The sequence below is a fragment of the Pandoraea horticolens genome (genome assembly GCF_902459555.1).
GTDB lineage: Bacteria > Pseudomonadota > Gammaproteobacteria > Burkholderiales > Burkholderiaceae > Pandoraea > Pandoraea horticolens.
The window spans coordinates 1-23,192 of the sequence record NZ_CABPSM010000032.1; the positions used below are offsets into that span (position 1 = coordinate 1).

General features: G+C 63.4%; 22 protein-coding genes, 1 other RNA gene, 1 pseudogene and 1 riboswitch. Of the genes and pseudogenes, 15 read left to right on the forward strand and 9 right to left on the reverse strand.

Annotated features, from left to right (window positions below; all coding sequences use genetic code 11):
- The first annotated feature begins 148 nt into the window (after positions 1-148).
- A complete protein-coding gene (locus PHO31112_RS26270; protein ID WP_150624595.1) occupies positions 149-1,930 on the forward strand; it encodes an acyl-CoA dehydrogenase in 1,782 nt (593 codons plus the stop codon).
- A 230-nt stretch (positions 1,931-2,160) separates the two neighbouring features.
- Here the strand turns inward: PHO31112_RS26270 and PHO31112_RS26275 are convergent, their stop codons facing one another.
- The 4 genes from PHO31112_RS26275 to PHO31112_RS26290 form a co-directional block, all read right to left on the reverse strand.
- A complete protein-coding gene (locus PHO31112_RS26275) occupies positions 2,161-2,730 on the reverse strand; it encodes a hypothetical protein (protein WP_174995900.1) in 570 nt (189 codons plus the stop codon).
- 127 nt (positions 2,731-2,857) lie between these two features.
- A non-coding RNA gene (gene ssrS, locus PHO31112_RS26280) (6S RNA) lies at positions 2,858-3,039 on the reverse strand.
- A gap of 35 nt (positions 3,040-3,074) precedes the next feature.
- Complete coding sequence (locus PHO31112_RS26285; protein WP_042117003.1) at positions 3,075-3,386, reverse strand: cell division protein ZapA; 312 nt, start codon at positions 3,384-3,386, stop codon at positions 3,075-3,077.
- Positions 3,383-3,694, reverse strand: a complete 312-nt coding sequence (locus PHO31112_RS26290) for an ATPase (protein WP_150624597.1) — start codon at positions 3,692-3,694, stop codon at positions 3,383-3,385. Before PHO31112_RS26290 ends, PHO31112_RS26285 begins: the two co-directional genes overlap by 4 nt.
- An 89-nt stretch (positions 3,695-3,783) precedes the next feature.
- A riboswitch (cobalamin riboswitch) is annotated at positions 3,784-4,035 on the forward strand.
- A gap of 154 nt (positions 4,036-4,189) precedes the next feature.
- Here PHO31112_RS26290 and PHO31112_RS26295 point away from each other — a divergent pair.
- The 7 genes from PHO31112_RS26295 to PHO31112_RS26325 all read left to right on the forward strand — a co-directional run bounded on the left by PHO31112_RS26295 (position 4,190) and on the right by PHO31112_RS26325 (position 11,350).
- Complete coding sequence (locus PHO31112_RS26295) at positions 4,190-6,172, forward strand: TonB-dependent receptor plug domain-containing protein (protein ID WP_150624599.1); 1,983 nt, start codon at positions 4,190-4,192, stop codon at positions 6,170-6,172.
- Positions 6,173-6,217: 45 nt separating this feature from the next.
- Positions 6,218-7,213: a FecCD family ABC transporter permease gene (locus PHO31112_RS26300; protein WP_150624601.1), complete on the forward strand. Its 996-nt coding sequence runs from the start codon at positions 6,218-6,220 to the stop codon at positions 7,211-7,213.
- Positions 7,210-8,034: an ABC transporter ATP-binding protein gene (locus tag PHO31112_RS26305; RefSeq protein ID WP_150624603.1), complete on the forward strand. Its 825-nt coding sequence runs from the start codon at positions 7,210-7,212 to the stop codon at positions 8,032-8,034. Before PHO31112_RS26300 ends, PHO31112_RS26305 begins: the two co-directional genes overlap by 4 nt.
- A 92-nt stretch (positions 8,035-8,126) precedes the next feature.
- Positions 8,127-8,780 (forward strand): cob(I)yrinic acid a,c-diamide adenosyltransferase, encoded by a 654-nt coding sequence (gene cobO, locus PHO31112_RS26310; RefSeq protein ID WP_150624605.1) that lies wholly within the window; start codon positions 8,127-8,129, stop codon positions 8,778-8,780.
- 31 nt (positions 8,781-8,811) lie between these two features.
- Positions 8,812-9,894, forward strand: a complete 1,083-nt coding sequence (gene cobT / locus PHO31112_RS26315; RefSeq protein WP_150624607.1) for a nicotinate-nucleotide--dimethylbenzimidazole phosphoribosyltransferase — start codon at positions 8,812-8,814, stop codon at positions 9,892-9,894.
- Positions 9,891-10,760 carry an adenosylcobinamide-GDP ribazoletransferase gene (locus PHO31112_RS26320; RefSeq protein ID WP_150624609.1) on the forward strand — a complete coding sequence of 290 codons (870 nt, stop codon included), beginning with the start codon at positions 9,891-9,893 and terminating at the stop codon, positions 10,758-10,760. Before cobT ends, PHO31112_RS26320 begins: the two co-directional genes overlap by 4 nt.
- A complete protein-coding gene (locus PHO31112_RS26325) occupies positions 10,751-11,350 on the forward strand; it encodes a histidine phosphatase family protein (protein WP_150624611.1) in 600 nt (199 codons plus the stop codon). Before PHO31112_RS26320 ends, PHO31112_RS26325 begins: the two co-directional genes overlap by 10 nt.
- Before the next feature lie 59 nt (positions 11,351-11,409).
- Here PHO31112_RS26325 and PHO31112_RS26330 read toward each other — a convergent pair whose 3' ends face one another.
- A complete protein-coding gene (locus tag PHO31112_RS26330; protein WP_150624613.1) occupies positions 11,410-12,345 on the reverse strand; it encodes a cobalamin-binding protein in 936 nt (311 codons plus the stop codon).
- 427 nt (positions 12,346-12,772) lie between these two features.
- On the opposite strand from PHO31112_RS26330, the gene PHO31112_RS26335 reads away from it, so the two are divergent.
- The 3 genes from PHO31112_RS26335 (at position 12,773) to PHO31112_RS27295 (ending at position 14,796) form a co-directional block, all read left to right on the forward strand.
- Positions 12,773-13,984, forward strand: coding sequence for an MFS transporter (locus PHO31112_RS26335; RefSeq protein WP_425495235.1), 1,212 nt, complete (start codon positions 12,773-12,775; stop codon positions 13,982-13,984).
- 27 nt (positions 13,985-14,011) lie between these two features.
- Complete coding sequence (locus PHO31112_RS26340) at positions 14,012-14,521, forward strand: DUF2127 domain-containing protein (protein ID WP_150624627.1); 510 nt, start codon at positions 14,012-14,014, stop codon at positions 14,519-14,521.
- Positions 14,522-14,631: 110 nt separating this feature from the next.
- A complete protein-coding gene (locus PHO31112_RS27295) occupies positions 14,632-14,796 on the forward strand; it encodes a hypothetical protein (protein ID WP_174995901.1) in 165 nt (54 codons plus the stop codon).
- 207 nt (positions 14,797-15,003) lie between these two features.
- Here PHO31112_RS27295 and PHO31112_RS26345 read toward each other — a convergent pair whose 3' ends face one another.
- The 4 genes from PHO31112_RS26345 to cobU all read right to left on the reverse strand — a co-directional run bounded on the left by PHO31112_RS26345 (position 15,004) and on the right by cobU (position 18,043).
- Positions 15,004-15,201, reverse strand: a complete 198-nt coding sequence (locus PHO31112_RS26345) for a hypothetical protein (RefSeq protein WP_010805479.1) — start codon at positions 15,199-15,201, stop codon at positions 15,004-15,006.
- Between the two features lie 224 nt (positions 15,202-15,425).
- On the reverse strand, positions 15,426-16,478 hold the full coding sequence (gene cobD, locus PHO31112_RS26350; RefSeq protein WP_150624615.1) for a threonine-phosphate decarboxylase CobD: 1,053 nt from the start codon (positions 16,476-16,478) through the stop codon (positions 15,426-15,428).
- A gap of 26 nt (positions 16,479-16,504) precedes the next feature.
- A complete protein-coding gene (cbiB, locus tag PHO31112_RS26355; RefSeq protein ID WP_150624617.1) occupies positions 16,505-17,485 on the reverse strand; it encodes an adenosylcobinamide-phosphate synthase CbiB in 981 nt (326 codons plus the stop codon).
- A 6-nt stretch (positions 17,486-17,491) separates the two neighbouring features.
- Positions 17,492-18,043 carry a bifunctional adenosylcobinamide kinase/adenosylcobinamide-phosphate guanylyltransferase gene (gene cobU, locus PHO31112_RS26360; RefSeq protein ID WP_150624619.1) on the reverse strand — a complete coding sequence of 184 codons (552 nt, stop codon included), beginning with the start codon at positions 18,041-18,043 and terminating at the stop codon, positions 17,492-17,494.
- A 40-nt stretch (positions 18,044-18,083) separates the two neighbouring features.
- Between cobU and PHO31112_RS26365 the strand changes: the two genes are divergently transcribed.
- From PHO31112_RS26365 to tnpC, 4 genes and pseudogenes are all read left to right on the forward strand, one after another.
- Complete coding sequence (locus PHO31112_RS26365; protein WP_246178585.1) at positions 18,084-19,592, forward strand: cobyric acid synthase; 1,509 nt, start codon at positions 18,084-18,086, stop codon at positions 19,590-19,592.
- Positions 19,593-19,685: 93 nt separating this feature from the next.
- Positions 19,686-20,309, forward strand: coding sequence for a ParA family protein (locus tag PHO31112_RS26370; RefSeq protein ID WP_010805474.1), 624 nt, complete (start codon positions 19,686-19,688; stop codon positions 20,307-20,309).
- A gap of 372 nt (positions 20,310-20,681) precedes the next feature.
- Positions 20,682-21,790, forward strand: a protein-coding gene (locus tag PHO31112_RS26375) for an IS3 family transposase (protein WP_150624623.1) whose coding sequence is annotated in 2 segments (ribosomal slippage) — positions 20,682-20,931 and positions 20,931-21,790 — 1,110 coding nt in all. Because the reading frame shifts where the segments join, the coding sequence is not laid out codon by codon here.
- A gap of 47 nt (positions 21,791-21,837) precedes the next feature.
- Positions 21,838-23,192 (forward strand): annotated as a pseudogene (gene tnpC / locus PHO31112_RS26380) (IS66 family transposase); the annotation flags it as partial.

Sequence of the window (23,192 nt, forward strand, 5' to 3'; positions counted from 1 at the left end):
CGCGTGTGAGCGCGTCCCGCAGCCGATCCGCATGAGGAAACCGACCGGCGACGGTGGGGGGTCTTCATGCGAATCGGTCAAACAGAACAATAAGAACCCAGGCATTCGCCACCATCAATAGGCAATCGGAATCCGTTGGAGGAACGACATGAGTTATCAGGCCCCGATCAAGGACATGCAGTTCGTGATGAACGAACTGGCGGACCTGACGAGCATCGCGGCGCTGCCGGGCTATGAGGATGCCTCGCCCGAACTTGCGCAGGCCGTGCTCGAGGAAGCCGCACGTTTCAATCAGGAAGTGCTGGCGCCGCTGAACGTCATTGGCGATCAGCAGCCGAGTACGTGGAAGGACGGTGTCGTCACCACGACGCCGGGTTTCAAGGAGGCTTTCCGGAAGTTCTCGGAAGCCGGCTGGCAGGGGGTGCTGCATCCGCAAGCGTATGGCGGACAGGGACTGCCAAAGCTCGTTGCCACGCCCTGCACGGAAATGCTCAACGCCGCGAATCTGTCGTTTGCGCTGTGCCCGCTGCTGACTGATGGCGCCGTCGAGGCGCTGCTCACGGCAGGCACCGATGCGCAACGCGCGCTCTATGTTCCGAAGCTGCTCTCGGGCGAGTGGACGGGCACGATGAACCTGACCGAGCCGCAGGCCGGGTCCGATCTCGCACTGGTGCGCACGCGTGCAGAACGCGCAGCCGACGGCACCTATCGCCTCTTCGGTACGAAGATTTTCATCACGTTCGGTGAGCACGACATGGCTGGGAACATCGTGCACCTCGTGCTGGCGCGTACCCCCGATGCGCCTCCGGGCGTGAAGGGTATTTCGCTGTTCATCGTGCCGAAGTTCAACGTCGACGCCGAGGGCAATCTTGGGGCGCGTAACGACGTGCACTGTGTGTCTATCGAGCACAAGCTGGGTATCAAGGCGAGCCCGACGGCGGTACTGCAATTCGGCGACAACGGCGGGGCGACGGGCTATCTCGTCGGCGAGGAGAATCGCGGCCTCGAATACATGTTCATCATGATGAACGCCGCGCGTTTCGCTGTCGGCATGCAAGGCGTGGCGGTGGCCGATCGTGCCTATCAGCATGCCGTGGCTTACGCACGGGAGCGTTTGCAGAGCCGCCCGGTGGATGGCTCGTCGCGCGACGCCGTGTCCATCATCCATCACCCCGACGTCAAGCGCATGCTCATGACGATGCGTGCGCTGACCGAAGGCGCGCGTGCACTCGCATACGTGGCGGCGGCGCAGGCCGATATCGGACATCACGCCGCCGACGCCGCCGAGCGCAAGCACGCGCAAGCCGTCTACGAGTTCCTCGTACCGATCGTGAAGGGCTGGAGCACCGAAATGTCGCTGGAGGTGACGAGCCTTGGCGTGCAGGTGCATGGCGGCATGGGCTTTATCGAAGAGACGGGCGCTGCGCAGTACTATCGCGACGCGCGCATTCTTCCCATTTACGAAGGCACGACCGCGATTCAGGCGAACGACCTGATCGGCCGCAAGACGTTGCGTGATGGCGGCGCCGTGGCGCACGCCCTGTGCGAGCAGATCATCGCTACGGAGAACGAATTGCGGGCGCTGGGCGGTGTGGGGCAGCCGGTGGCGGAACGTCTCGCGAAGGGACGCGAAGCGCTGTCGATCGTGGTCGACTATGTGGTCGCCAACACGCAGGGCAATGCGAATGCCGTGTTTGCGGGAAGCGTGCCGTATCTGAAGCTCGCCGGTATCGTGCTGGGTGGCTGGCAGATGGGGCGTGCTTTGCTGGCGGCGCAGAAATTGCGCGATCAGGATCCGTCGTTTTATGACGCCAAGATCGGTACCGCTCGCTTCTTTGCGGATCACATCCTTACGCAGGCGCCGGGCCTCGCGCAGGCGATTACCGAGGGCGCGGACTCTGCGCTGTCGCTGAGCGAGGCGCAGTTTTGATCGTCTGTCCGTCGCACATCAACGCGGCGCGACGAAACGGCCAGCGGGTCCACCGCTGTTCGGTTACGCGGTTTTTTTGAGAGGCCGCACCGCGTATTGGGAAGGTCTGGCGTCGACGGCTCGGGGGGCAGCCCCCGGGCCGTTTTTGTATCGTGTATTCGAGCAGACGCAGTGGCCTCTGCGCTGCCTCGTGACGGCATGCCGCTTTACGGTGTGCCTGTTCATTTGCCTTACGTTGGATTTTCCCGGCTGTGGGCGGCGACTTCGACAGTCGTCGGGGCACCACATGCCGCTTTGGCAAGTACCGCGTTCGTCATTCTGATCAGGCGCCAATGAACGCCCCAGAGCGGCAGTGCCAACAATCCTGCAAGCGCTCCCACTTCATGTGGTATCAGAGACACAATTTGCGCAGTACACCAGCCAAGGCCCGATCCCAACCCGAAGCTTCGAAATGGGCGTAGCGCTTCGTTCTGACGCGCCTCGCGTCGCAGCGATTGCGCCACATGGACAACGATGAAAAAATCTTCGATGAAGTTGTAGGGGAGCACGAACATCAGCCATACGCTTCGCGGGGACGCCACACGCGATTCAGGTTTCACAAGGGTGAGCGAGCGCTGAAGATCGCGACAGTAGAGAAAGACTGCTGCCAGAAATACGAGCGTGATGATCGCGCCTCCCGTCGGGCCGATCACGTTCAGTTCCCCGAACACCCCCTCACCCGAAGTGGGATTGAGCAAGGGGTACGCCAAAGCGTACGCGACGGGTACGGTCAGGATGAGTTTCCCAATGAACGGAGGCATCGTTCAATTCCCGTGGAGAGACTAACGCCGAGATTCCGGGAGGCGCTTTGTGCTTGCCCGGCACCGGGGGCAGGTTGCGAAGTGAGCAGACGAAAAAAAACGGCACTGCTTACGCAGTGCCGTGCATTGGGTCCCCGCCTCAGCCGCTAAGCCGGCATCCTGAACCGTAAGGCTCAAGGTGGTCGCGGTTAGTAGCGCTTTGGGTTCATCAGACAGAGTGACGCTCACGCCAGCACTACAAACTTCCGCAACCTGCAACAGATCATTGGTTCAAGGAATCTATGACTTTCGCGAACCAGGCAGGGAAAACTAACCTTTTGAATCGGACGGCAGCGAGTGAATTTTCAGTTCTGATACTGATCGATCACAGCGCTTAATCGTTCGTTCATGCGTTGCATTCTACTCTGAATTTCTTCGGCGGGGAATGCTTGTCCAGCCGCAATACTCTTTTCCAGCGCAAGCAATTCGGATGCCAGGCTCAACGCTGCCATGACGGCAATGCGATCGGTGCCACGCACGCTGCTCTGAGCGCGCACCTTGCTCATTTCGGCATCGACGCGGGACACGGCAGACAGCAGATCGGCCTCATGTTCCGGAGGGCAGGCAAGCCGGTAGGACTGTTCGAGAATATTGACTTCGAGCTGCTTGATCGTCATGCGTTTTCTCCACCGGGAGTGCCGAGCAGATCCATCTGACCCTCAGCGGGGTTTTGCGTAGGGAGTTTTTCCAGAATAGCGTTCAAGCGAACCTGTGCCTCGTCGATCTTGGCCGCGAGCTGATCGCGCTGCAAACGCAGGGCGTCGCGCTCGGTGCGCAATTGCTCGATGGCGACGCGAGTTTCGTCGCATTCGGCACGCGCGCGATCGAGTTCGGCCAGCAGCGCTTGGTTGTGTTGATGAAAACGTTGGCTTATCACAACCAACTGTTCAATTTTGTCGGTGAGATCGTCGAGATCGGTGAGCATCGGGCTGCGTCCTCATAATTGCCCTACATTCTAACGGAATCGGCGGCCAATGCCCGGCGATCGAGCATTGACGCTCGTTCGAATGGCCCCTACACTTGCGGCACTTCGGTGCTCGCGCACGCCCCTCCGGCATGCGCAGTTAAACGGGAAACAGGGAGCCGCGTCCCCACACGGGCTGGCCAACCTGTGCTGCCCCCGCAACGGTAAGTCATTCTTTCGGCCCGAAAGGTTTCCGAAAACGCGCTTCGCCTTTATCGCCACTGCGAGCTATCCGCTCGCGGGAAGGCCGGTCAGGCGCGACGATGACCAGCCCGGATACCGGCCTGAGTGAGTGGGGAAAGCCATGCCGCCCGGCGATGCCGTGAGTGGCATGCCGTCGTTTTCATGTGTCGATGCTTCGCATTCGTGACGTGTCACCGGCGCTCCCCGTGCGCTGGCGGCCCGCGGGGGAACGGGTCCAGGCAATAAGAAAACTACGGAAGTCTCACGAGAATCATGCGCACCCACGTTCGCGCGATGGCGCTGCACGCGCCTGCTTTTGCACGCCTGCCCTCGGCACCTGCCACCATTGTTCCCGCGCCGCATCGCCTCGCTATTGCCGCCACTCTGCTGGCCGCCAGCGTCGGCGCACACGCACAGTCGGCTCAGCCGACCGATACCGCACCCGCTGCCCCGGTCGTTCTTGCCGCGAAGACGGCGGACAACCCGACGGCCGCACAGCTCAAGACGACCGTCGTGACAGCCTCGCGCACCGAACAGAAGCTGGCCGACACGCTGGCTGCGACCTCGGTGATTACGCGCGAAGACATCGAACAAAGCCAGGCGCAGGACCTGCCGACACTGCTGCGTGGCCAGGCCGGCGTGGAAATCGTGCAGAACGGCGGCTTCGGCACGTCGGCCAGCATCTTCATGCGCGGTGCGGCGTCGAACGCCTCGCTCGTGCTCATCGACGGTGTGCCGGTCAACTCGGCCACGTCGGGCACGACCAACATCGCACAGATTCCGGTCTCGCAGATCGATCACATCGAAATTGTGCGCGGCAACGTCTCGGCGCTTTACGGCTCGCAAGCCGTGGGCGGCGTGATTCAGATATTCACGCGCAAGGGTGACGGCGGCCCGCCGCGTGCCTATGCCGAAGTGGGTTACGGCACCAACAACACCACGCAGGCCAATGCCGGTATCGCCGGGTCGTTCGAAGACGGCAAGACCCGGTTCTCGCTGGACGTCTCGCGCTTTCACACCAACGGCATCTCCGCACAAGACCCGCGCTTTGCGCCGAAGGTCAACCCGAACCGCAACGGTGACGACAACACCAGCGTGAGTGCATCTCTCTCTCGCAAGTTCGGCGACACGTGGGAGGCCGGCGTGCGCCTGTTCCAGAGCGACGGCAGCAGCAGCTACGACAATGCCTTCGGCAAGCCGACCGATCTGAACGACACCGATGCCCGCGTGCGCCAGATTTCGGGCTACGTGAAGGGCAACATCACGGACAAGTGGAACACGCGCTTCACCGTCACGCAGGGTGACGATTACAGCTACAACTACCTGAATAGCAAGGGCAACGGCAACTTCCACACGTCGAGCAATCAGATCGACTGGGCCAACGAATACGCCTTCATGGCGGGGCAGAAGCTGATCGCCGGCTACACGCGTCTGGAACAGACAGTCGAGAGCAACACCAATTTCGGCCGCAACAACCGCCATCTCGATTCGCCCTATCTGGGCTACGAAGGCACGTTCGGCAAGCATCAGGTACAGGCCAACGTGCGCCGCGACATGTACTCGGACTTTGGTGGCGCCAACAGCTACTGGCTCGGTTATGGCTACCACCTGACGAATCAGTGGAAGTTCATGGCCAATGCGTCCGACGGCTTTCGCGCACCGACCTTCAACGAGCTGTTCTACCCAGGCTACGGCAATCCGAACCTGCAACCGGAACGCTCGATCTCCAAGGAGCTGGCGGTGCAGTTCAACGGCGGCGAACGTCTTGGCCTGATCAAGTTGACGGGCTTCCAGACCAACTACACGAACCTGATCCAGTCGCTGACGGTGTTCCCGTACACGGCCGCCAACGTGGCCAAGGCACGTGTCGAGGGTCTTGAGTTGACCTATACGGGACGTCCGCTCTTCGGCGTGGATGTGCGTGCGTCGTTCACGCGTCAGAACCCGACCGATCTGGACGCCGACAAGCAACTCGCACGTCGTGCCAGGCAGTTCGGTTCGGTCGGTCTGTCGAAGACGTTCGACAAGTTCACCGTCGGCGGCGATGTGTTCTACAGTGGCGAGCGTTACGATACGGGTGGCCAGCATCTCGGTGCTTACACGCTCGTGAACCTGCGGGCCCGCTACGATATCGACAAATCCTGGTACGTCTCGGCGCATCTGGACAACGTCTTCAACAAGAACTACCAGACGGTCTATGGCTACAACACTCTCGGGCGCGCGATTTACGTCTCGCTCGGCTGGAAGCAGTTCTAACGACGTCCCGCAAGGGCGTAACACGCGTAACACGCGTTATGCCGCATGACGCTGCGCCGCGCACTCGCCATATGGGCAGGACTGGCCGGCGTTGCGCTGGCCGTTCTGCTCGCCTCGCTCATGCTGGGGAGCGTGCCGGTCTCGCTGAGCGAGATCGGCACGTTGCTGCTGGGTCACGACGCGGGTCTCGCGGGCGACGTGGTCCGGCGTCTGCGTCTGCCGCGCGCACTCGCCGCGTTCGCTTGCGGCGGCTTGCTTGCCGTTGCCGGCACCCTCATGCAGACGTTGCTTCGCAATCCGCTCGCCGACCCCTACGTGCTGGGTATTTCCGGCGGCGCAGGAGTCGCTGCGCTCGCCTCGCTGGCGCTCATGCTGCCATTCTTCTGGGTGCAGACGAGTGCCTTCGCCGGTGCGCTCGCGGCCATCGCTATCGTGATGGCGCTCTCGCACCGCAGCTTCCTGCGTCCCGGCGATCAGGACAGCAGTACCAAACTGCTGCTCACTGGCGTGATGATGGCCGCAGGCTTCGGCGCACTCGCCACCCTCATTCTTACCCTCGCGCCCGACGCCAGTCTGCGTGGCATGCTGTTCTGGCTCACGGGCGATCTGAACGGCGTCGACCGCGCCGCATTGCCGTTGATCGCGCTTGCCGCGACGCTGCTCATCGTGTGCCCTGTCGCGCATCGCCTGAACGTGCTGTTGCGTGGAGAAGCGGTGGCGCAAGCCGTTGGCGTGGCGGTTGGCCCATTGCGTGCGCGTGTCTATCTGGCTGCGTCGCTCGCCACCGCGATTGCCGTGACCACCGCGGGTAGCATTGGCTTCATCGGTCTCGTTGTGCCGCACATTCTGCGTCTGCGCTTCGGCAACGATCAGCGCATGCTGTTGCCCGCGGCCGCGCTCGCGGGTGGGGCGCTCCTGATGCTCGCCGATCTGGTGGCGCGCACGATCATTGCGCCGACGCAACTGCCGGTGGGCGTCATTACCGCGATGATCGGCGTGCCGGTCTTCCTGTGGCTCCTTTCCCGGCGGGCCATCCGATGAGTACACCGCTGCTGCAAACCCATGCCCTGACCTTGCGCGCCGGTAAGCGCGTACTCGTCGACTGGCTCGATCTTGCCGTCGCTGCGGGCGAATGCTGGTGTCTGGCGGGACCGAACGGCGCGGGCAAGACGACATTGCTCAACACCCTCGCCGGGCTGCGTCCGATTGACGACAAACCGCAGCGCGACGTGACGATGGCAGGCAGTGGCCGTGTCGACATTGCCGGGAAACCGTTGGCGCAGTGGCGTCCTGCGCCGCTCGCCAAGATGCGGGCGCTGATGCTGCAACAGACGCGCGACGCATTCGGCGCCACGGCCCTCGAAGTTGTGCTGGCAGGACGTCACCCTTATCTCGCGCAAGGCCGCTGGGGCGCCTGGGAGTCCGACGACGATATCGCCTGCGCCATGGCGGCACTCGCGCAGGTGGGGCTGGAAGACTTCGCGGCGCGCGACGTCACCACGCTCTCGGGCGGCGAGCGTCAGCGCGTGTCGCTGGCCGCCGTTCTGGCGCAGGCTACGCCTCTGCTGCTGCTCGACGAACCGGTCTCGCATCTCGATCTGCATCATCAGATCGACGCCCTCGAACAGCTCGCGCGGCATGCGCAACGTGACGATGCTGCGGCCATCTTCTCGTGCCACGATTTGAATCTCGCGCGACGCTTCGCCACGCATGCGTTGCTGCTCGATGGTCGCGGCGGCTGGCGCGCCGGCCCGGTACACGACGTGCTGTCGGCGGAGCATTGCAGCAACGCTTTCGGTTATCCGCTGCGCCTCATTCGCGATGGCGGCGATGAGGCGCTCGTGCCGGTGCGCCGTCCGTAAGCGCCGTGCATGATGCCGAAACTTGCAGGCGTACACTCTCATCCGCGTGCGGCTTTCCTGCGTCGCACGCCCGTTTTTGACAGGTGCTGTTCATGACGCAAGAAACACCGCAACCCCAACTCGACACCATAGCCTCAGCCGACGGCGACGGTCGCAATGAGCGCCACCGCTCGCGCATGGCGCGCAAGAAGGCGGTCATCGACGACAAGATTGCGCAGGCGCAGCGCGACTGCGGCGTGATCGTCATCACGACCGGTAACGGCAAGGGCAAGTCGAGTTCCGGCTTCGGCATGGTCGTGCGCGCGATGGGCCACGGCATGAAGACAGGCGTCGTGCAATTCATCAAGGGCGCGATTCCGACCGGCGAGGAGAAATTCCTGCGGCGCTTTCCCGAGGAGTGCGAGTTTCACGTGATGGGCGAGGGCTACACGTGGGAGACGCAAGACCGCACACGCGACATCGCCAAGGCGGAAGCGGCGTGGGAGCAGGCGCGCCGGATGTTGCGTGATCCGTCGTTCGGTCTCGTGCTGTTCGACGAACTCAACATCGCGCTCAAGCTGGGTTATCTCGACGTGAGCACCGTGATCGCCGATTTGCAGGCGCGCCCCGAGATGCAGCACGTGGTGATCACCGGTCGCGGCGCCCCGCAGGCACTCGTCGACGCTGCCGACACCGTGACCGATATGACGCCCGTCAAGCACGCGTTTGCCCAAGGCATTCGCGCGCAGGCCGGCGTGGAAATGTAATCTTCGCTTCATCGTTTCAGGACGTTTCCGTATGACCGCTTTCAGCCCGTTGCTCACCGAACTGTTCGATATCCCGGCGCCATCCACTGCGATGGATACTGCACTTCAGCATGCCATCAACATCAAGACGAAGCCACCCGGCAGCCTTGGCGCGCTTGAGCGCGTTGCCCATCAGATCGGCCGGATTCAGCGCAGCGCAACCCCCGATCTCGCGCGCCCGACCATGCTGGTGTTCGCGGGCGATCACGGTGTCGTGGCCGCCGGTGTGAGTCCCTATCCGCAGGCCGTAACCGCCCAGATGGTGCTCAACTTCCTGCGGGGCGGCGCGGCCATTAACGTCTTCTGCCGGACACACGGCATCGAGCTTGAAGTGGTGAACGCGGGCGTGGCCGCCGATTTCCCCTCGCACGCGTCGCTCGTCGACATTCCCGTGGCGCGCGGTACGCAGAATTTCCTCGAAGCCCCCGCCATGACGCGCGACCAACTCGAAACGGCGTTGGCTGCCGGGGCGGCACGTGTCGTCGCGCACGCCTCGCGGGGCGCGCGCATGATCGGCTTCGGCGAGATGGGGATCGGCAACACGTCGTCCGCCGCGTGTCTCATGCAGCGTCTGACCGGCCTGCCGCTCGCCGCGTGTGTCGGCCGTGGCACGGGGGTCGACGACGACGGGCTGGCGCGCAAGACGGCCATACTCGAACGCGCGCTCGCGGCGCATCCGGCGACCGGCGATCAACCCGATCCGCTGGAAACGCTCGCAACCTTCGGCGGTTTCGAGATCGCCATGATGACGGGCGCCTATCTCGCTGCCGCCAAGCTGGGGCTCGTGATCGTCGTGGACGGCTTCATCAGCACGTCGGCACTGCTCGTGGCTGCACGGGTGTCGCCGGCGGTGCTCGACTACTGCGTTTTCGCGCACGCCTCGGATGAAACCGGCCATCGCGCGATGCTCGATACGCTCGGCGCGAAACCGCTGCTGCAACTGGGACTGCGTCTGGGCGAAGGCACGGGCGCCGCGCTCGCGATGCCGTTGATTCAGGCCGCTGCTGCGTTTTTACGCGAGATGGCGACGTTCGAAGGCGCCGGCGTGAGCGAGCGCGAGGCGACCGGACAATGACGGCGTCGTCCCCCGATCCCTCGCATGACGCAGCCGAATCGCCGCGCGATCGGGTGACGCAGGATCACCCGGCGCACGCGCGGGAGGCTGCGGCGTCGTTCGGGGGCATCAAGGGGCAGTTGCGGCTTTTCCTAAGCGCGCTTGGATTTTTCACGCGTGTACCGATTCCGCAGTGGGTCGGCTACTCCCCCGAACAGTTGAATGCGGCAACGCGCTATTTCCCGCTCGTCGGTGTGTTGGTCGGTGCGCTCGTCGCCTTGCTAACCATGGCGATGGGGCTGTTGTGGTCACCGCATCTCGCCATCGCGTTGGGGATGGGGGGGAGCGTGCTGCTCACGGGGGCGTTTCACGAGGACGGCCTGGCCGATTCGGTGGATGCGTTCGGCGGCGCGTTCACACGTGAGCGCGTGCTCGAAATCATGCACGACTCGCGCATCGGCACCTATGGCTCGGTCGCCCTTTGGCTGGCGCTTGCCGTGAAGTGGCAGGCGCTCGTCGACATTCAGGCGGCGGTGGGGTGGGGCGGTTTTGCCGTCGTGCTGATCGGCGCGCATGCGGCGAGCCGAAGCATGGCGATCAGTCTGCTGCGCACGCTCGATTACGTTCGTTCCGAGGGGAAGGCCAAACCCGTCGCCCAGCGTTTGAGCATGGGCGGGCTGTTGTTCGGCGTCGCATGCAGCGTGCCGTGGTGGCTATGGCCGGACTGGCGTGCGGGAGTGACGGGGGCGGTGGTGCTGATGGCTGTGCGTGCGGGCTTCATCCGCTATTTGCGCCGACGTCTCGGCGGCTATACCGGCGATACGCTGGGTTTCGTCCAGCAAATCGGCGAACTCGCGCTGTACCTCATCGTGTGCGCATGGATCTGATCCTGATGCGGCACCCGCCGCCGGACATCGCGTCGGGCCTTTGTTATGGCCGCACCGATTTGCCCGTCGATGCGTCGCGCTTCGATGCGTCGGTCGCTGCGATGCATGCCCGGCTTGCGGCGTTGCTCGATGGCCGTACGCCAGCGGCGATCCACAGCAGCCCCCTGCAACGCGCGCGACGCGCTGCCGAGGTGTTGGCGACGTCTTTAGGTCTGCGAGTGAAGGAAGATGCGCGTCTCGCCGAGATGGACTTTGGCGCGTGGGAAATGCGGCCCTGGGACGCCATCGATAGAAACGATCTGGATGCCTGGGCGGGCAATGTTCCCGAATTTGCACCGCCCGGCGGCGAGTCCGCGCGCGACATCGTGTTGCGCATGGACGCCTGGGTGAGGGGCTTGCGCGACGTAGCGAGCACAACGCACGGCGTGCACGTGGCCGTTGCGCACGCGGGGCCGATTCGTTTGCACACGGCGAGCGCGCTGCGTCTGCCGACTACGGCATGTCTGTCGTGGTCGCTCGACTTCGGTGGCATTTGCCACCTTCACTTCGCCGACGACGGTCCCACACGCCTGATTCGCTGGAACGCCTAGGCCCGGGTCAATCGTCGGTCGTTATCTCCGCACCTGCGCAGCGCGCTGTTAATCGCACCTCACTGCGCGGCTGGCGTGCGACGCGAGCGGGCGATGTCGAGGTCTTCGCACATGGTGCGTGCACCGTCGAGAATGCGCGGGCCAGGCCGGTTGATGAGGTCGCCGTCGATGCCGAACAGATTGTTATGCGCAACGGCGGGCAACTGCGGCCACTTGCGCCAACTGTCGAGCGTGGCGAGCGGCTTATCGGACTTCGTTGCGCCTGGCGTGGCGGTGAACATCGCTTCCGGCCGTTTGGCGAGTACCGCTTCAACGGATACGCGTGGCACGAGCGGTGCTTCATCGGCGAAGACGTTGACGCCGCCGCACAGCCGGATCACATCGCTGACCATATGCGTGCCGTTCAGGGTCATGAGCGGTTGCATCCACACCTGATAGAAGACAGACACCGGTGCGCGCGACGAATATTGCTTGCGCAGTGCTTCGTAGCGTGCGCGGAACGCCTCGGCCGACGCTTGCGCTTTGGCCGGTGTCCCGGTCAGCGTACCTAGCGTCTCGATGGCTGCGGGCAGGTCGGTCAAATGTTTCGGCTCGGAGTAGAACACCGGCAGTTTCAACTGACGCAGCGCTTCGATCTGACGTTGCGAGTTGCCATGCATCCAGACCACGAGCAGATCGGGTTTGAGCGAGAGAATGCGTTCGAGATCGAGCGCACTGTTGTCGCCAACGCGCGGCAGTTTGCGCGCCGCCTCGGGATAATCGGAGTAGGCCACGACGCCCACGACCTTGTCGCCCGCGCCTGCCGCAAACAGCAACTCGGTCGCGTGCGGTGAGAGGCTCACCACGCGCTGTGCCGGGGCCGGGAGCGTGACCATGGCGCCGGTGTCGTCCTTGGCGGTGACGGCCGCGTGGGCGCTGAGCGCGGCGAAACAGGCGCTCACCAGTGCAATCAGGTGACGGCGGGGGGGGCGTTTGGCCGGAGGATTGAGCGACATCGAGGCAGGAGGTGGCTTAGGTGTGGGAGGACACGGATTGGCATGGGCGGAGCGGCACTACGGCCGTCTGCCTTGTCAACCGACCCAACATTCTCGGCGCGTTGCCGTGCCGCGACAAGGGGGGCACGACCGTGTCGGAAAGAAATTCGCGACCTTTCGCTGCAGGGGTCGAGAAATACAATAGTTAGCGCTATTCTGACACTTCGATGTGACCTGCCCTGACATCAGGACAGGGTATAGCTCAATCAGACAATCGACAATGTGCGATGCGCAAGCGCGCACCCTCGGTGCGCTTGCGCACGATGCGAAGTCCTTCCTGATCGATCTGTTCGAGTCACGAGAAAACGATGAATCCATTCGAGACTTTCAACCGCCGCAGCCCGACGATCACGGGCCGGGCTGTCATGGCGCGACCGATCGGTGCCGGATGGGGGCACCAATGACAACATCCACCAAAAGTGCCTTGCGGCAAATACCGGCAGGCGTATGGGTACTCGGTATTGTCAGCATGCTGATGGACATTTCCTCGGAGATGATCCACAGCCTGCTGCCGATGTTCATGATCGCGACCTTGGGCGCTAGTGCGCTGGCGGTCGGCCTGGTGGAAGGCATGGCGGAATCCACAGCGCTGATCGTCAAGATATTCTCGGGTGCCTTGAGCGACTATCTGGGAAGGCGCAAGGGCTTGGCGGTATTCGGCTACGCGATGAGCGCGCTGACCAAGCCGCTCTTTGCCGTGGCGCCTACGGTCGGCATCGTGCTGACTGCTCGCCTGCTGGATCGGGTTGGCAAAGGCATACGCGGCGCACCACGCGATGCCTTGGTTGCGGATATCGCGCCACGGCATTTGCGCGGCGCCGCGTTTGGCCTGCGTCAGTCCATCGATACCGTCGGGGCCTTCCTCGGCCCGCTGCTGGCGGTCGGTTTGATGCTGCTGTGGGCCAACGACTTCCGAGCGGTATTCTGGGTGGCCGCGATTCCGGGTCTGATGGCGGTCGCGCTGCTGTTCTTTGGCCTGCGCGAGCCACAACGCCATTCAACGACAGAACGCACCAATCCGATCCGGCGGGAGAACCTGAGTCGCCTCGGAGGGCCATATTGGTGGGTGGTGGGTATCGGTGCGGTATTCACGCTGGCCCGCTTCAGCGAAGCGTTTCTTGTTCTGCGTGCGCAGCAGAGCGGTGTACCGGTTGCTCTGGTGCCGCTGGTGATGGTGGCGATGAATCTGGTCTATGCTCTGTCGGCCTACCCGTTCGGCAAGCTCTCCGACCGCATGAGCCACAGGACGCTGTTGGCACTTGGTTTGATCGTCCTGATCGCGGCCGACCTGGTGTTGGCAATTAGCGATCACTGGGGCGTCGTGCTGGCCGGTGTCGCCCTCTGGGGCATCCACATGGGGATCACGCAGGGCTTGTTGGCGACGATGGTTGCCGATACCGCACCCGCCGACTTGCGCGGCACCGCGTATGGATTTTTCAACCTGGTCAGTGGTGTCGCGATGCTGCTGGCCAGCGTACTGGCCGGGCTGTTGTGGGATCGCCTCGGCGCATCATTCACATTCTATGCAGGCGCGATTTTCTGCGTCGTCGCACTGGTGGGGTTGGCTTGGCAGCCAATCATGCGAATGGTTAGAGCTTAATGTGCCTTACGTCATGCATTGCAGAAAATGGCCAGCATAAAGAAACGGTTTGACGAGACGAACGTACACGCCGCCTTTGAGGTCAGTCTTGTGCTCAAAGGTGTGTTTGCGCTGGCGGAAATCGCCGCCGGCGTGTTCGCCTACTTCGTTACCAGACAACTCCTGCTTGACCTGGCGCAGTCCGTCACCCGGATGGAATTGACGGAAGACCCTCGCGACTTCGTTGCCAATTATCTGCTCCATGCTGCGCAAGGTCTGTCCGTGAGCAGCCAACACTTCACGGCCTTCTATTTGCTCAGCCACGGCGCCATCAAACTCTGGCTCATCATCGGCCTCTGGCGGAAGAAGCGTCGGTACTATCCGGCCGCCATCGCGATTTTCGGCTTGTTCATTCTCTATCAAATATATCGATACAGCTTTACGCACTCTCCATTGTTGCTGTTCATCACAGCACTGGATGTCGTCGTCATCGGACTGACGTGGTTTGAATACCGGCATCTGAGACGCCCCCCGGGAAGTCCGCCCGCAGCGAACTGATGTCACGCGAGGGCTGTCGAACGAAGCGTGACGTCGTGTATCAGTATGCGTCAGGTTATCGACAGGAAATACGTCCGGCCAGTCAGCGGCGGGCTTCGAGGAGCGAAGGCGTGAAACGAAATATCGGACTGATGAGCGTGTTGGCGCTCGCCCTGGTGACGTTGCTTGGCGCTTGCGCCGCCCCTGGCGGCAGTGCGGGCGACAGCGCCAGCAGCGGGACAAGCAAGGTACAAGCTTACGGTGTGATTGACGGTGGGGTGACGGTGGTGAAGTAATGCCGGAGGCGTCTCGCAACTCACTCGCCAGGCGAGACAAAAACGACCGCGCCCCCTGACGCCGAAACGTTCAGGGGGCGCGGTCGTGAGCACCTTAGCGCTTTGTCAGGCTGTTACTGGAGCGTGACGGCAATACCGGGGTGGGCGTGATGACACTGTACGATGGTACGAAGCCCGCGACAGTGTCTGGCCCCCCGGTCTGCTGTGCTAGTTGGAGGCCGGAGCCGGGGCAGCAGCGCCTGCGTCCGAGGCCGGAGCGCTCATGGCGGCGCCGGCATCGCTGGCCGGTGCCGATGCCGACGTATCGGCGGCCGGTGCGGCCGTTTGATCTTCCTTCTTCGTACAACCCACCGTCACGACGGCGGCGGTCAGGAGCGTAGCAAGCAACAGCGGCAGTTTTTTCATTTGGTCGTCCTTTATATCTGGGGAAAGCCCTTACGGAAGAACCTTCAGTCTAACGGCGCCGTCTGGCGATGACTGTGTGGATTTGTTGCAGAAATGCTTCAATTTGTAACGAAAAGGGTGCCAAACGCACGACTTTTAATACGGTGTAAGCGTGATCTGTACGCCTGATCGGATACACAACGCGGAAATTGGATGGCTGCGGGCTTCGGCAGTTCCCGGAAACTTCACTCGGAACGTAATCCAGCCAATGCCGATTGCAATCGTTGCCACGTAGATTCGGTGGGGGGCAGGCCCAGACGCAGGCTAGGCAACGCGCGCGATTCCCCGTCGGTCAGCGTCACGGGGTGCGCATCGAAGCGGCGTGTCCAGATGCCCTGAGCCGCCAGCCGTTCGTGCCATTGCGGCGCGTGCGTGTGCGGCGTCCATGCGAAAAGCGGTGTGCCGGCGGCCGGCCAGCCGTGCAAGTGCAACAATGAGAGAAGCCGTTCGCCGTCCTGCAACAAACGTTCGCGGGTTGCTGCCTGCCACGTCGTGTCGCGCAGGGCGGTTCGGACAGCGAACTGTGCGGGTCCGCTGACGGTCCACGCTCCCAGACGCTCGGCAAGACGTGTCGCCAACCCTTGCGGGCACAACGCAAAGCCTGCGCGAATGCCCGCAAGCCCGAAGAATTTGCCCACGGAGCGCAGCACCACAAGACTGTCCTCGCCGACATGGGGCGTCATCGATTCCCGCGGCGAAACGTCTGCGAATGCCTCGTCGACGATCAGTATCCCGCCGCGTTTAGCCAGCGAGCCTTGCCATTGCGTCAGGGTCTCGCGGGAGACGCATCGCGTCGTGGGATTGTCCGGATTCACCCAAACGAGATAGTCGACGTCAGGCAAGCCGGCCTCGGGACCGAGCCACGGCACCAGCGTATGGCCTGCATTGGCAAAGGCCGGGGCGTACTCGCTGTAGGTGAGCGAGGCGACGGCAACGCGTCCCGGACGCAGCAGCGTGGGCAGCGCACGAATGACCGCCTGCGAACCGGCGCATGGCACGACAGTGTGCGCAGGCACGCCGTAGTATTTCGCGGCGACATCGCGCAGATCGTCGAAGGCGTCGGGCAAGTCGCGCCAGACGCTTGCAGGGGGCATCGGCACGGGATAGCCGTTCGGATTGACGCCGGTGGACAGGTCGAGCCAATCTTCGCGGGGACGTCGATAGCGCAGGATGGCCTCGCCGAGGTTCCCGCCATGGCGAGGCACTGGTGGCGATGACGGGGCGACAGAGGATGACATGAGGGACGCGGGGCCTGCGATTGTGCTCAGAACAGGTCAACAGGCATGGCATCGGCCTGCGACGCAGCGAAGAGCGCCAGCGCACCGCTGACGATCAGCCACATCCACATCGAACGCGAGATGAGCCGCCACGCGGCCTTGATGTGCGGTGCCGAGGGCTCTGTGCCGCAACCCAGCGCCGGACGTGTTTCCCACTCGCCGTGATAGCGCGCCGGCCCACCCAACTGAACGCCGAGACTGCCCGCCCCGGCTGCCATCACCGGCCCGGCATTCGGGCTGGACCACGTGCTGGCCTGCGTGCGCCAGCAGTCGATGGCGCGCGCGACATCGCCGAAGACGGCGTAGCTTGCCGCCGTGAGGCGTGCGGGAATCCAGTTGAGCACGTCGTCGATGCGCGCGGCGGGGCGACCAAAATACAGGAACTGGTCGGTGCGATAGCCCCACATGGCATCGAGTGTGTTCGCCAGCCGGAATAGTATGACGCCCGGCGCGCCCGCGATGGCGAACCAGAAGAGCGCGCCGAAGATGGCGTCGTTGCCGTTCTCCAACGTCGACTCCACGGCCGCACGCGCGAGATCGGACGCGCTTGCGTCCTCGGTATCGCGCGAGACGATGCGAGCGGTCAGTGCGCGCGCCCGCGCCAGATCGCCGTCGCGCAAGGCATCGGCGATGGGCATCACATGCTCGCGCAGACTGCGCGCACCGAGCGCGGCGTACAACGCAAGCGCCTGCCAGAGAACGCCGCTCCAGCCGGGCAGGAACGTCAGCGCCCACGCAACGAGTACCGGCAACACCAGCATGATCGCCCATGCCCATGTGCCGCGCGTCATGGCGCTCACGGGCTTGTCTCGCGTTGCGGGATCGTTGAGCCACGCCTCGACGCCGTTCGCGATATCGCCGAATCCGACCAGCGGATGCCATCGGCGCGGCTCGCCGAGCCAGGCGTCGAGCAGCACGCCGATCAGCGCGGCGAGCCAGAGCGATTCGGGAGCGAGTCCGGTGAGCATCGGCGATTATCCTTTGACGGCCATCGGCAGGCCTGCGACGACAAAGCGCACTTGCGGCGCCAGCGCGGCGACCCGCTGGTTCAGACGGCCGAGTTCATCGACATAACGGCGTGTCAGCGAGCCCATTGGGATCACACCGAGCCCGATTTCATTGCTGACGATGACGATCTTGCCGTGCAGCGACACCAGCGTTTGCACCAACGAATCGACGACGTCATGCCATTGCGCATCGCTGGCGGGGCCGTCGGGATGATCGTCGGGGGGACATAGCCAGCCGGCCAGCCACAAGGGCAGGCAATCGACCAGCACGCAATGGCCGTCACGGGCTGCTTCGCGTAAGGCGCCGGCGAGGTTCCGGCCGACTTCCACGGTTTGCCAATGCGCAGGACGGCTGGCGCGATGATGGGCAATGCGAGCGCGCATCTCGGGCTCGTCGCTCACCGCAGCGGTGGCGAGGTAGGTGACTGGCAGGCCGCTTTGTCCGGCGAGCCGTTCGGCGAACGCACTCTTGCCGGAGCGCGCGCCACCCAGCACGAAAGTCAGGTCGAGGGCACTCATGGGCGATATTGTACGAGCGCCCGATGCGATAATTCGCGCCATGAGTGAAATCCCTGTCAATTTCGACGCGTCCGCGGGCCCTCGCCGCGGCACCCTGATGATTCAGGGGACGTCCTCGGACGCGGGCAAGAGCACGGTGGTCGCCGGACTGTGCCGTTTGCTGTATCGCGAGGGGGCGCGCGTGGCGCCGTTCAAACCACAGAACATGGCGCTCAACAGCGCCGTGACGGCCGACGGTGGCGAGATCGGGCGCGCGCAGGCCTTGCAGGCACAGGCCGCCGGTGTAGCGCCGCACACAGACTTCAACCCGGTGTTACTCAAGCCGAGCAGCGACCGTGGCGCGCAGGTCATCATTGGCGGCAAGGTCATGGCCGATCTCGACGCGCGTGCCTATCACGAGTACAAACCGCGCGCGATGGCGGCCGTGCTGGCCGCATACGAGCGGTTGCGCGCGGGCTACGACACGGTACTCGTCGAAGGCGCGGGCAGCCCTGCCGAGGTGAATCTGCGCGCCCGCGATATCGCGAACATGGGCTTCGCCGAGGCCGTCGACGCCCCGGTATTGCTCGTCGCCGATATCGACCGGGGAGGGGTGTTCGCGCAATTGCTCGGCACGCTCGCGTGTTTGTCGGACAGCGAGCGCGCACGCATCAAAGGTTTCATCATCAATCGGTTTCGCGGCGATCCGTCGTTGCTCTCCAGCGGTCTCGAGTGGATAGAGGCGCGCACGGGGATTCCCGTGTTGGGCGTGCTGCCGTATCTTCACGGCCTGCATCTGGACGGCGAAGACATGCTGCCCGGCGAGCGCCACAAGGCGGCCAGCGGCGAGACGCGTTTGCGCGTTACCGTGCCTGCGTTGCCTCGCATCAGCAATCACACCGATTTCGACGCCTTGCGGGCGCACCCGCAAGTCGATTTCCGATATGTGGCGGCTGGCGAATCGTGGCCGGCGAGCGATCTCGTGATCCTTCCCGGCAGCAAGCATGTGCGTGCCGATCTGGCGTGGCTTCGTGCGCAGGGCTGGGAGCCGGCCATTGCGCGGCATCTGCGCTATGGCGGCAAGGTGCTCGGTATCTGCGGCGGCTTGCAGATGCTCGGCACGGCAATTCACGATCCGCAGGGGCTGGAGGGCGAAGCCGGGACGACCGGCGGCCTCGGTTGGCTGGCGATCGAGACCACGATGGAGAAGCAAAAGCAGCTCCGTGTCGTGGCGGGGCGTTTGAGCGCGGGCGACGCGCCCGTGAGCGGTTACGAGATTCACATGGGCGTGACACGCGGGGCGGCGCTCGAGCGTCCGGCCGTCTGGCTGGACGACGAAGGCGCCGACCGCGCCGATGGCGCCCGCTCGGCCGACGATCAGGTCATGGGGACGTATCTGCACGGGGTGTTCGATACCCCGCAGGCTTTGCAGGGGCTGCTGACGTGGGCCGGCGCCTGCGATCTCGATACGCTGGACTACAACGCATTGCGCGAAGCGTCGCTCGACAGGCTGGCGGATTCGTTCGCCGCACATCTGGACCTCCCTCGCGTGTGGGCGTGTCTGCGTTAACGTCGAGGGGCAGGACGGGCAGGGCGGCCCGAACATGAAGCCGATATTCAACCGTTGTAAGATGGGCGGAAAATCGACCTCGGGGAGTCTGCAATGCCGGTGATCGTGGTGGCGAATCCAAAGGGTGGCGTGGGCAAGAGCACGCTGGCAACGAATTTGGCCGGGTATCTGGCAGCGCAGGGCCACGCTGTAATGCTCGGCGACACCGACCGCCAGCAGTCGTCGCGGGCCTGGCTGGGCTTGCGCCCGCCGGCGCTGCGTTCGATAGGCACCTGGGAAGTCGATCACAACGATGTCGCTCGTCCGCCCAAGGGCACGACCCACGCGGTGCTCGATACACCGGCCGGCCTGCACGGCAAACGGCTCGAATCGATTCTCAGACTTGCTGACCACGTGCTGGTGCCGTTGCAGCCGTCGATCTTCGACATTCTCGCCACGCGCGATTTTCTGCAGAAGCTCGGTGAGGAGAAGGCGGTGAGGCAGGGGGATGTGCGTATCGGCGTGGTCGGCATGCGCGTCGACGCCCGCACCCGCGCGGCGGATCAGCTCTCGCGATACTGCGAAGAGGCGGGCCTGCCGGTGCTGGGGATGCTGCGCAACACGCAGAACTATGTGCAACTTGCCGCGCACGGCCTCACGCTGTGGGACGTGGCGCCGGGACGCGTCGAACGCGATCTGCCGCAGTGGGAGGGCATCACGGCGTTCGTGGCGAGGTGATCGCCAGCGCTGGCAACCATCGCATCAATGAGGAAGCGCTGCCTGGTTAATAGTCACTCGTGGTGGCGCCACTCCGCGTCGACTAGGCCGGGAATGAAATAGCGTCAGCGTTAGGCTCTGGATAGGTTGACGGTCGCCTCACGCCGATTTGGGGTATTCACTTGGGTTTAGACGCATGGTCTCGATCACACCCCAGAAGTAAATCAAGAAGCTTAGGTCGGTGTCCATCGAATAGGTAGCAGCCCAGAGCACGTCGTTCCGATAAATGACCACGGTGGTAATTATGGCGATCGTTGCGCTTGACCTGTCCGCGAAATTTTGTACCAACGGATTCTAGAGATCATGGCTCCTCAGCTCAGACGAGGAGTTGGTATGAAGAAGAGCCGGTACAGTGACGAGCAGATCGTGCGAATTCTGCGCGAAGCGGATCGAGATACGATCCCCGAGGTGGCCAAGCGCAATGGCGTGAGCGAAGCGTCGATTTACGCCTGGCGCAAACGGTTCGGCGAGATGGTCAGCGATGACGTCAAGCGACTCAAGACGCTTGAGGCGGAGAACGCGCGGTTAAAGAAAATGGTGGCTGAGCGCGATCTCGAGATTGAGGTCATGAGGGAGATCGGCGCAAAAAAGTAGTGAGCGCACAGGTTCGCTGTGAACAAGCCCGGTTCGCGATGGCACGGGGTTTGAGTCAAAGGCGAGTGTGTGCGCTGATGCAGGTCAGCCGTTCGAGCTTGAGCTATGCATTGAAGATGCCAAGCAAGAACGCGCCGGTGATCGAGGCTATGCGAACGTTGTCGGGACAGCACCCGCGCTTCGGCTCTTGTCGAATCCGTGTGTTGCTGGAGCGCGAAGGCATCGTTGTCGGCCGCGACCGATGTGCCTCGCTCTGGGCCCGGGCAGGCCTGCAAGTGCCGAGGAAGCGACGTAGACGCCGGATTGCTGGCAGCCGTCCGAGGCCTCATGCGCCAGTGGCCCGTAACTCGGTGTGGTGCTATAACTTCGTATTCGACGCCTGCGCAAACGGGCAGCAAGTCAAATGTCTGACCGTGGTCGACGAATATACGCGGGAATGCCTGGCGATCGATGTGGCGGGATCGATTCGCTCACGCCGGGTCATTGAAGTGCTGAGCCGACTCATCAGTGTGCACGGAGCGCCCCGTTATCTTCGGTCTGACAATGGGCCGGAATTTGTCAGCACGGCGCTGTTGAAATGGGCGGTCCAGGAGCAGATCGAGACAGCGTTGATTGATCCAGGCAAGCCTTGGCAGAACGGCACCAACGAAAGCTTCAACGGAAAATTCCGTGATGAGTGTTTGGCGATGGAGTGGTTTCGGAACCGGATCGAAGCGAGGATCGTGATCGAAGATTGGCGGACTCACTACAACGAAGTGCGTCCGCATTCGAGTTTGCAGTACCTGACACCGGCAGAATTTCGCCGGGCTACCGAATGTAGTTCAACCACCGGGGCCGTGATTCTCTAGACACCCGTGGTACGAAAAAACCAGTCGGGTCAGCGACAAGCAAGACCGAGATCGAACACCTGAAGCTGCTGATCGCGAAGCTGCGCCGCATGGCGTTCGGACGCAGTTCCGAGAAACTGGATCGCCAGATCGAACAGCTCGAATTCAAACTGGAAGATCTCGAGGCCGATGAAGGCGCCACACCCATCGAACTGCCGAAGACGCCGCGCACAGCGGCAGAGCAGATCCAGCGCAAGCCACTGCCGGACCATTTGCCGCGAGAAGTGCTGACGCATCTGCCTGAGTCAGGCGGAACCTGCACGGCCTGCGGTGCCGCCATGAAGTTGCTCGGCGAATACATCCCCGCCAGCTTCCGCGTGGTTCGTCATGTGCGGCCAAAGCTGGCTTGCACATGCTGTGATCATATCGCCCAGGCACCCGCGCCGAGCCGCCCGTGAACGTGGCCTGGCCGGCCCCGGCCTGCTGGCGCATGTGCTGGTGGCGAAGTTCGCAGACCACCTGCCGCTATATCGTCAATCCGTGATCTATGCACGCGAAGGCGTGGGACTGGATCGCTCGCTGCTGGCGAAATGGGTGGGCCACGGTGCGAACCTGCTGCAACCGTTGGTCGAGGCACTGCGCCGACACGTGATGGCGGCCACGAAATTGCATGCCGACGATACCCCGGTGCCGGTGCTCGCTCCCGGCAACGGCAAGACAAAGACGGGACGGTTGTGGGTCTATGTGCGCGATGACCGGAACTCGGGCGACACCACGGCGCCCGCAGTCTGGTTCACCTACACCCCGGACCGCAAGGGCGAGCATCCGCAGCAGCACCTGACCAAGTTCAAAGGCACGCTTCAGGCCGATGCCTATGGCGGCTACCAGAAGATTTGCGAGCGCGGCGATGTCGTCGAAGCTGCGTGCTGGGCGCATGCGCGGCGCAAGTTCTACGACCTGCATGCCGCACGGCCGAATGCCCTGAATACCGAGGCGCTGGAGCGCATCGGTGCGCTGTACCGTATCGAGGACGAGATTCGGGGCCAGCCACCCGATGCCCGACAGGCCCAGCGGCAAAAGCAGGCCAGACCACTGCTCGACGAACTCCATGCATGGCTGACCACCATGCTGGGGACGCTCTCGCGTAAATCCGACACGAGCCAGGCGATCCTGTATGCCTTGAATCGGTGGACGGCATTGACGCGCTATTGCGATGACGGGCACCTGGAAATCGACAATCTGCCAGCCGAGCGCGCACTACGTGGCGTGGCCGTTGGCCGTCGCAACTATCTGTTCGCTGGCGCGGACTCCGGCGGTGAACGGGCGGCCACGATCTACAGCCTGATTGGCTCGGCCAAGCTCAACGGCATCGACCCCGAGGCGTATCTGCGTCATGTGCTCGGGCGCATCGCGGATCACCCGA

Bases quoted from the DNA above. Each gene is read 5' to 3' on its own strand.
- PHO31112_RS26270 (WP_150624595.1), top strand. From the start codon at position 149: ATGAGTTATCAGGCCCCGATCAAGGACATGCAGTTCGTGATGAACGAA.
- PHO31112_RS26275 (WP_174995900.1), bottom strand. From the start codon at position 2,730: ATGCCTCCGTTCATTGGGAAACTCATCCTGACCGTACCCGTCGCGTAC.
- PHO31112_RS26285 (WP_042117003.1), bottom strand. From the start codon at position 3,386: ATGACGATCAAGCAGCTCGAAGTCAATATTCTCGAACAGTCCTACCGG.
- PHO31112_RS26290 (WP_150624597.1), bottom strand. From the start codon at position 3,694: ATGCTCACCGATCTCGACGATCTCACCGACAAAATTGAACAGTTGGTT.
- PHO31112_RS26295 (WP_150624599.1), top strand. From the start codon at position 4,190: ATGCGCACCCACGTTCGCGCGATGGCGCTGCACGCGCCTGCTTTTGCA.
- PHO31112_RS26300 (WP_150624601.1), top strand. From the start codon at position 6,218: ATGACGCTGCGCCGCGCACTCGCCATATGGGCAGGACTGGCCGGCGTT.
- PHO31112_RS26305 (WP_150624603.1), top strand. From the start codon at position 7,210: ATGAGTACACCGCTGCTGCAAACCCATGCCCTGACCTTGCGCGCCGGT.
- cobO (WP_150624605.1), top strand. From the start codon at position 8,127: ATGACGCAAGAAACACCGCAACCCCAACTCGACACCATAGCCTCAGCC.
- cobT (WP_150624607.1), top strand. From the start codon at position 8,812: ATGACCGCTTTCAGCCCGTTGCTCACCGAACTGTTCGATATCCCGGCG.
- PHO31112_RS26320 (WP_150624609.1), top strand. From the start codon at position 9,891: ATGACGGCGTCGTCCCCCGATCCCTCGCATGACGCAGCCGAATCGCCG.
- PHO31112_RS26325 (WP_150624611.1), top strand. From the start codon at position 10,751: ATGGATCTGATCCTGATGCGGCACCCGCCGCCGGACATCGCGTCGGGC.
- PHO31112_RS26330 (WP_150624613.1), bottom strand. From the start codon at position 12,345: ATGTCGCTCAATCCTCCGGCCAAACGCCCCCCCCGCCGTCACCTGATT.
- PHO31112_RS26335 (WP_425495235.1), top strand. From the start codon at position 12,773: ATGGGGGCACCAATGACAACATCCACCAAAAGTGCCTTGCGGCAAATA.
- PHO31112_RS26340 (WP_150624627.1), top strand. From the start codon at position 14,012: ATGGCCAGCATAAAGAAACGGTTTGACGAGACGAACGTACACGCCGCC.
- PHO31112_RS26345 (WP_010805479.1), bottom strand. From the start codon at position 15,201: ATGAAAAAACTGCCGCTGTTGCTTGCTACGCTCCTGACCGCCGCCGTC.
- cobD (WP_150624615.1), bottom strand. From the start codon at position 16,478: ATGTCATCCTCTGTCGCCCCGTCATCGCCACCAGTGCCTCGCCATGGC.
- cbiB (WP_150624617.1), bottom strand. From the start codon at position 17,485: ATGCTCACCGGACTCGCTCCCGAATCGCTCTGGCTCGCCGCGCTGATC.
- cobU (WP_150624619.1), bottom strand. From the start codon at position 18,043: ATGAGTGCCCTCGACCTGACTTTCGTGCTGGGTGGCGCGCGCTCCGGC.
- PHO31112_RS26365 (WP_246178585.1), top strand. From the start codon at position 18,084: ATGAGTGAAATCCCTGTCAATTTCGACGCGTCCGCGGGCCCTCGCCGC.
- PHO31112_RS26370 (WP_010805474.1), top strand. From the start codon at position 19,686: ATGCCGGTGATCGTGGTGGCGAATCCAAAGGGTGGCGTGGGCAAGAGC.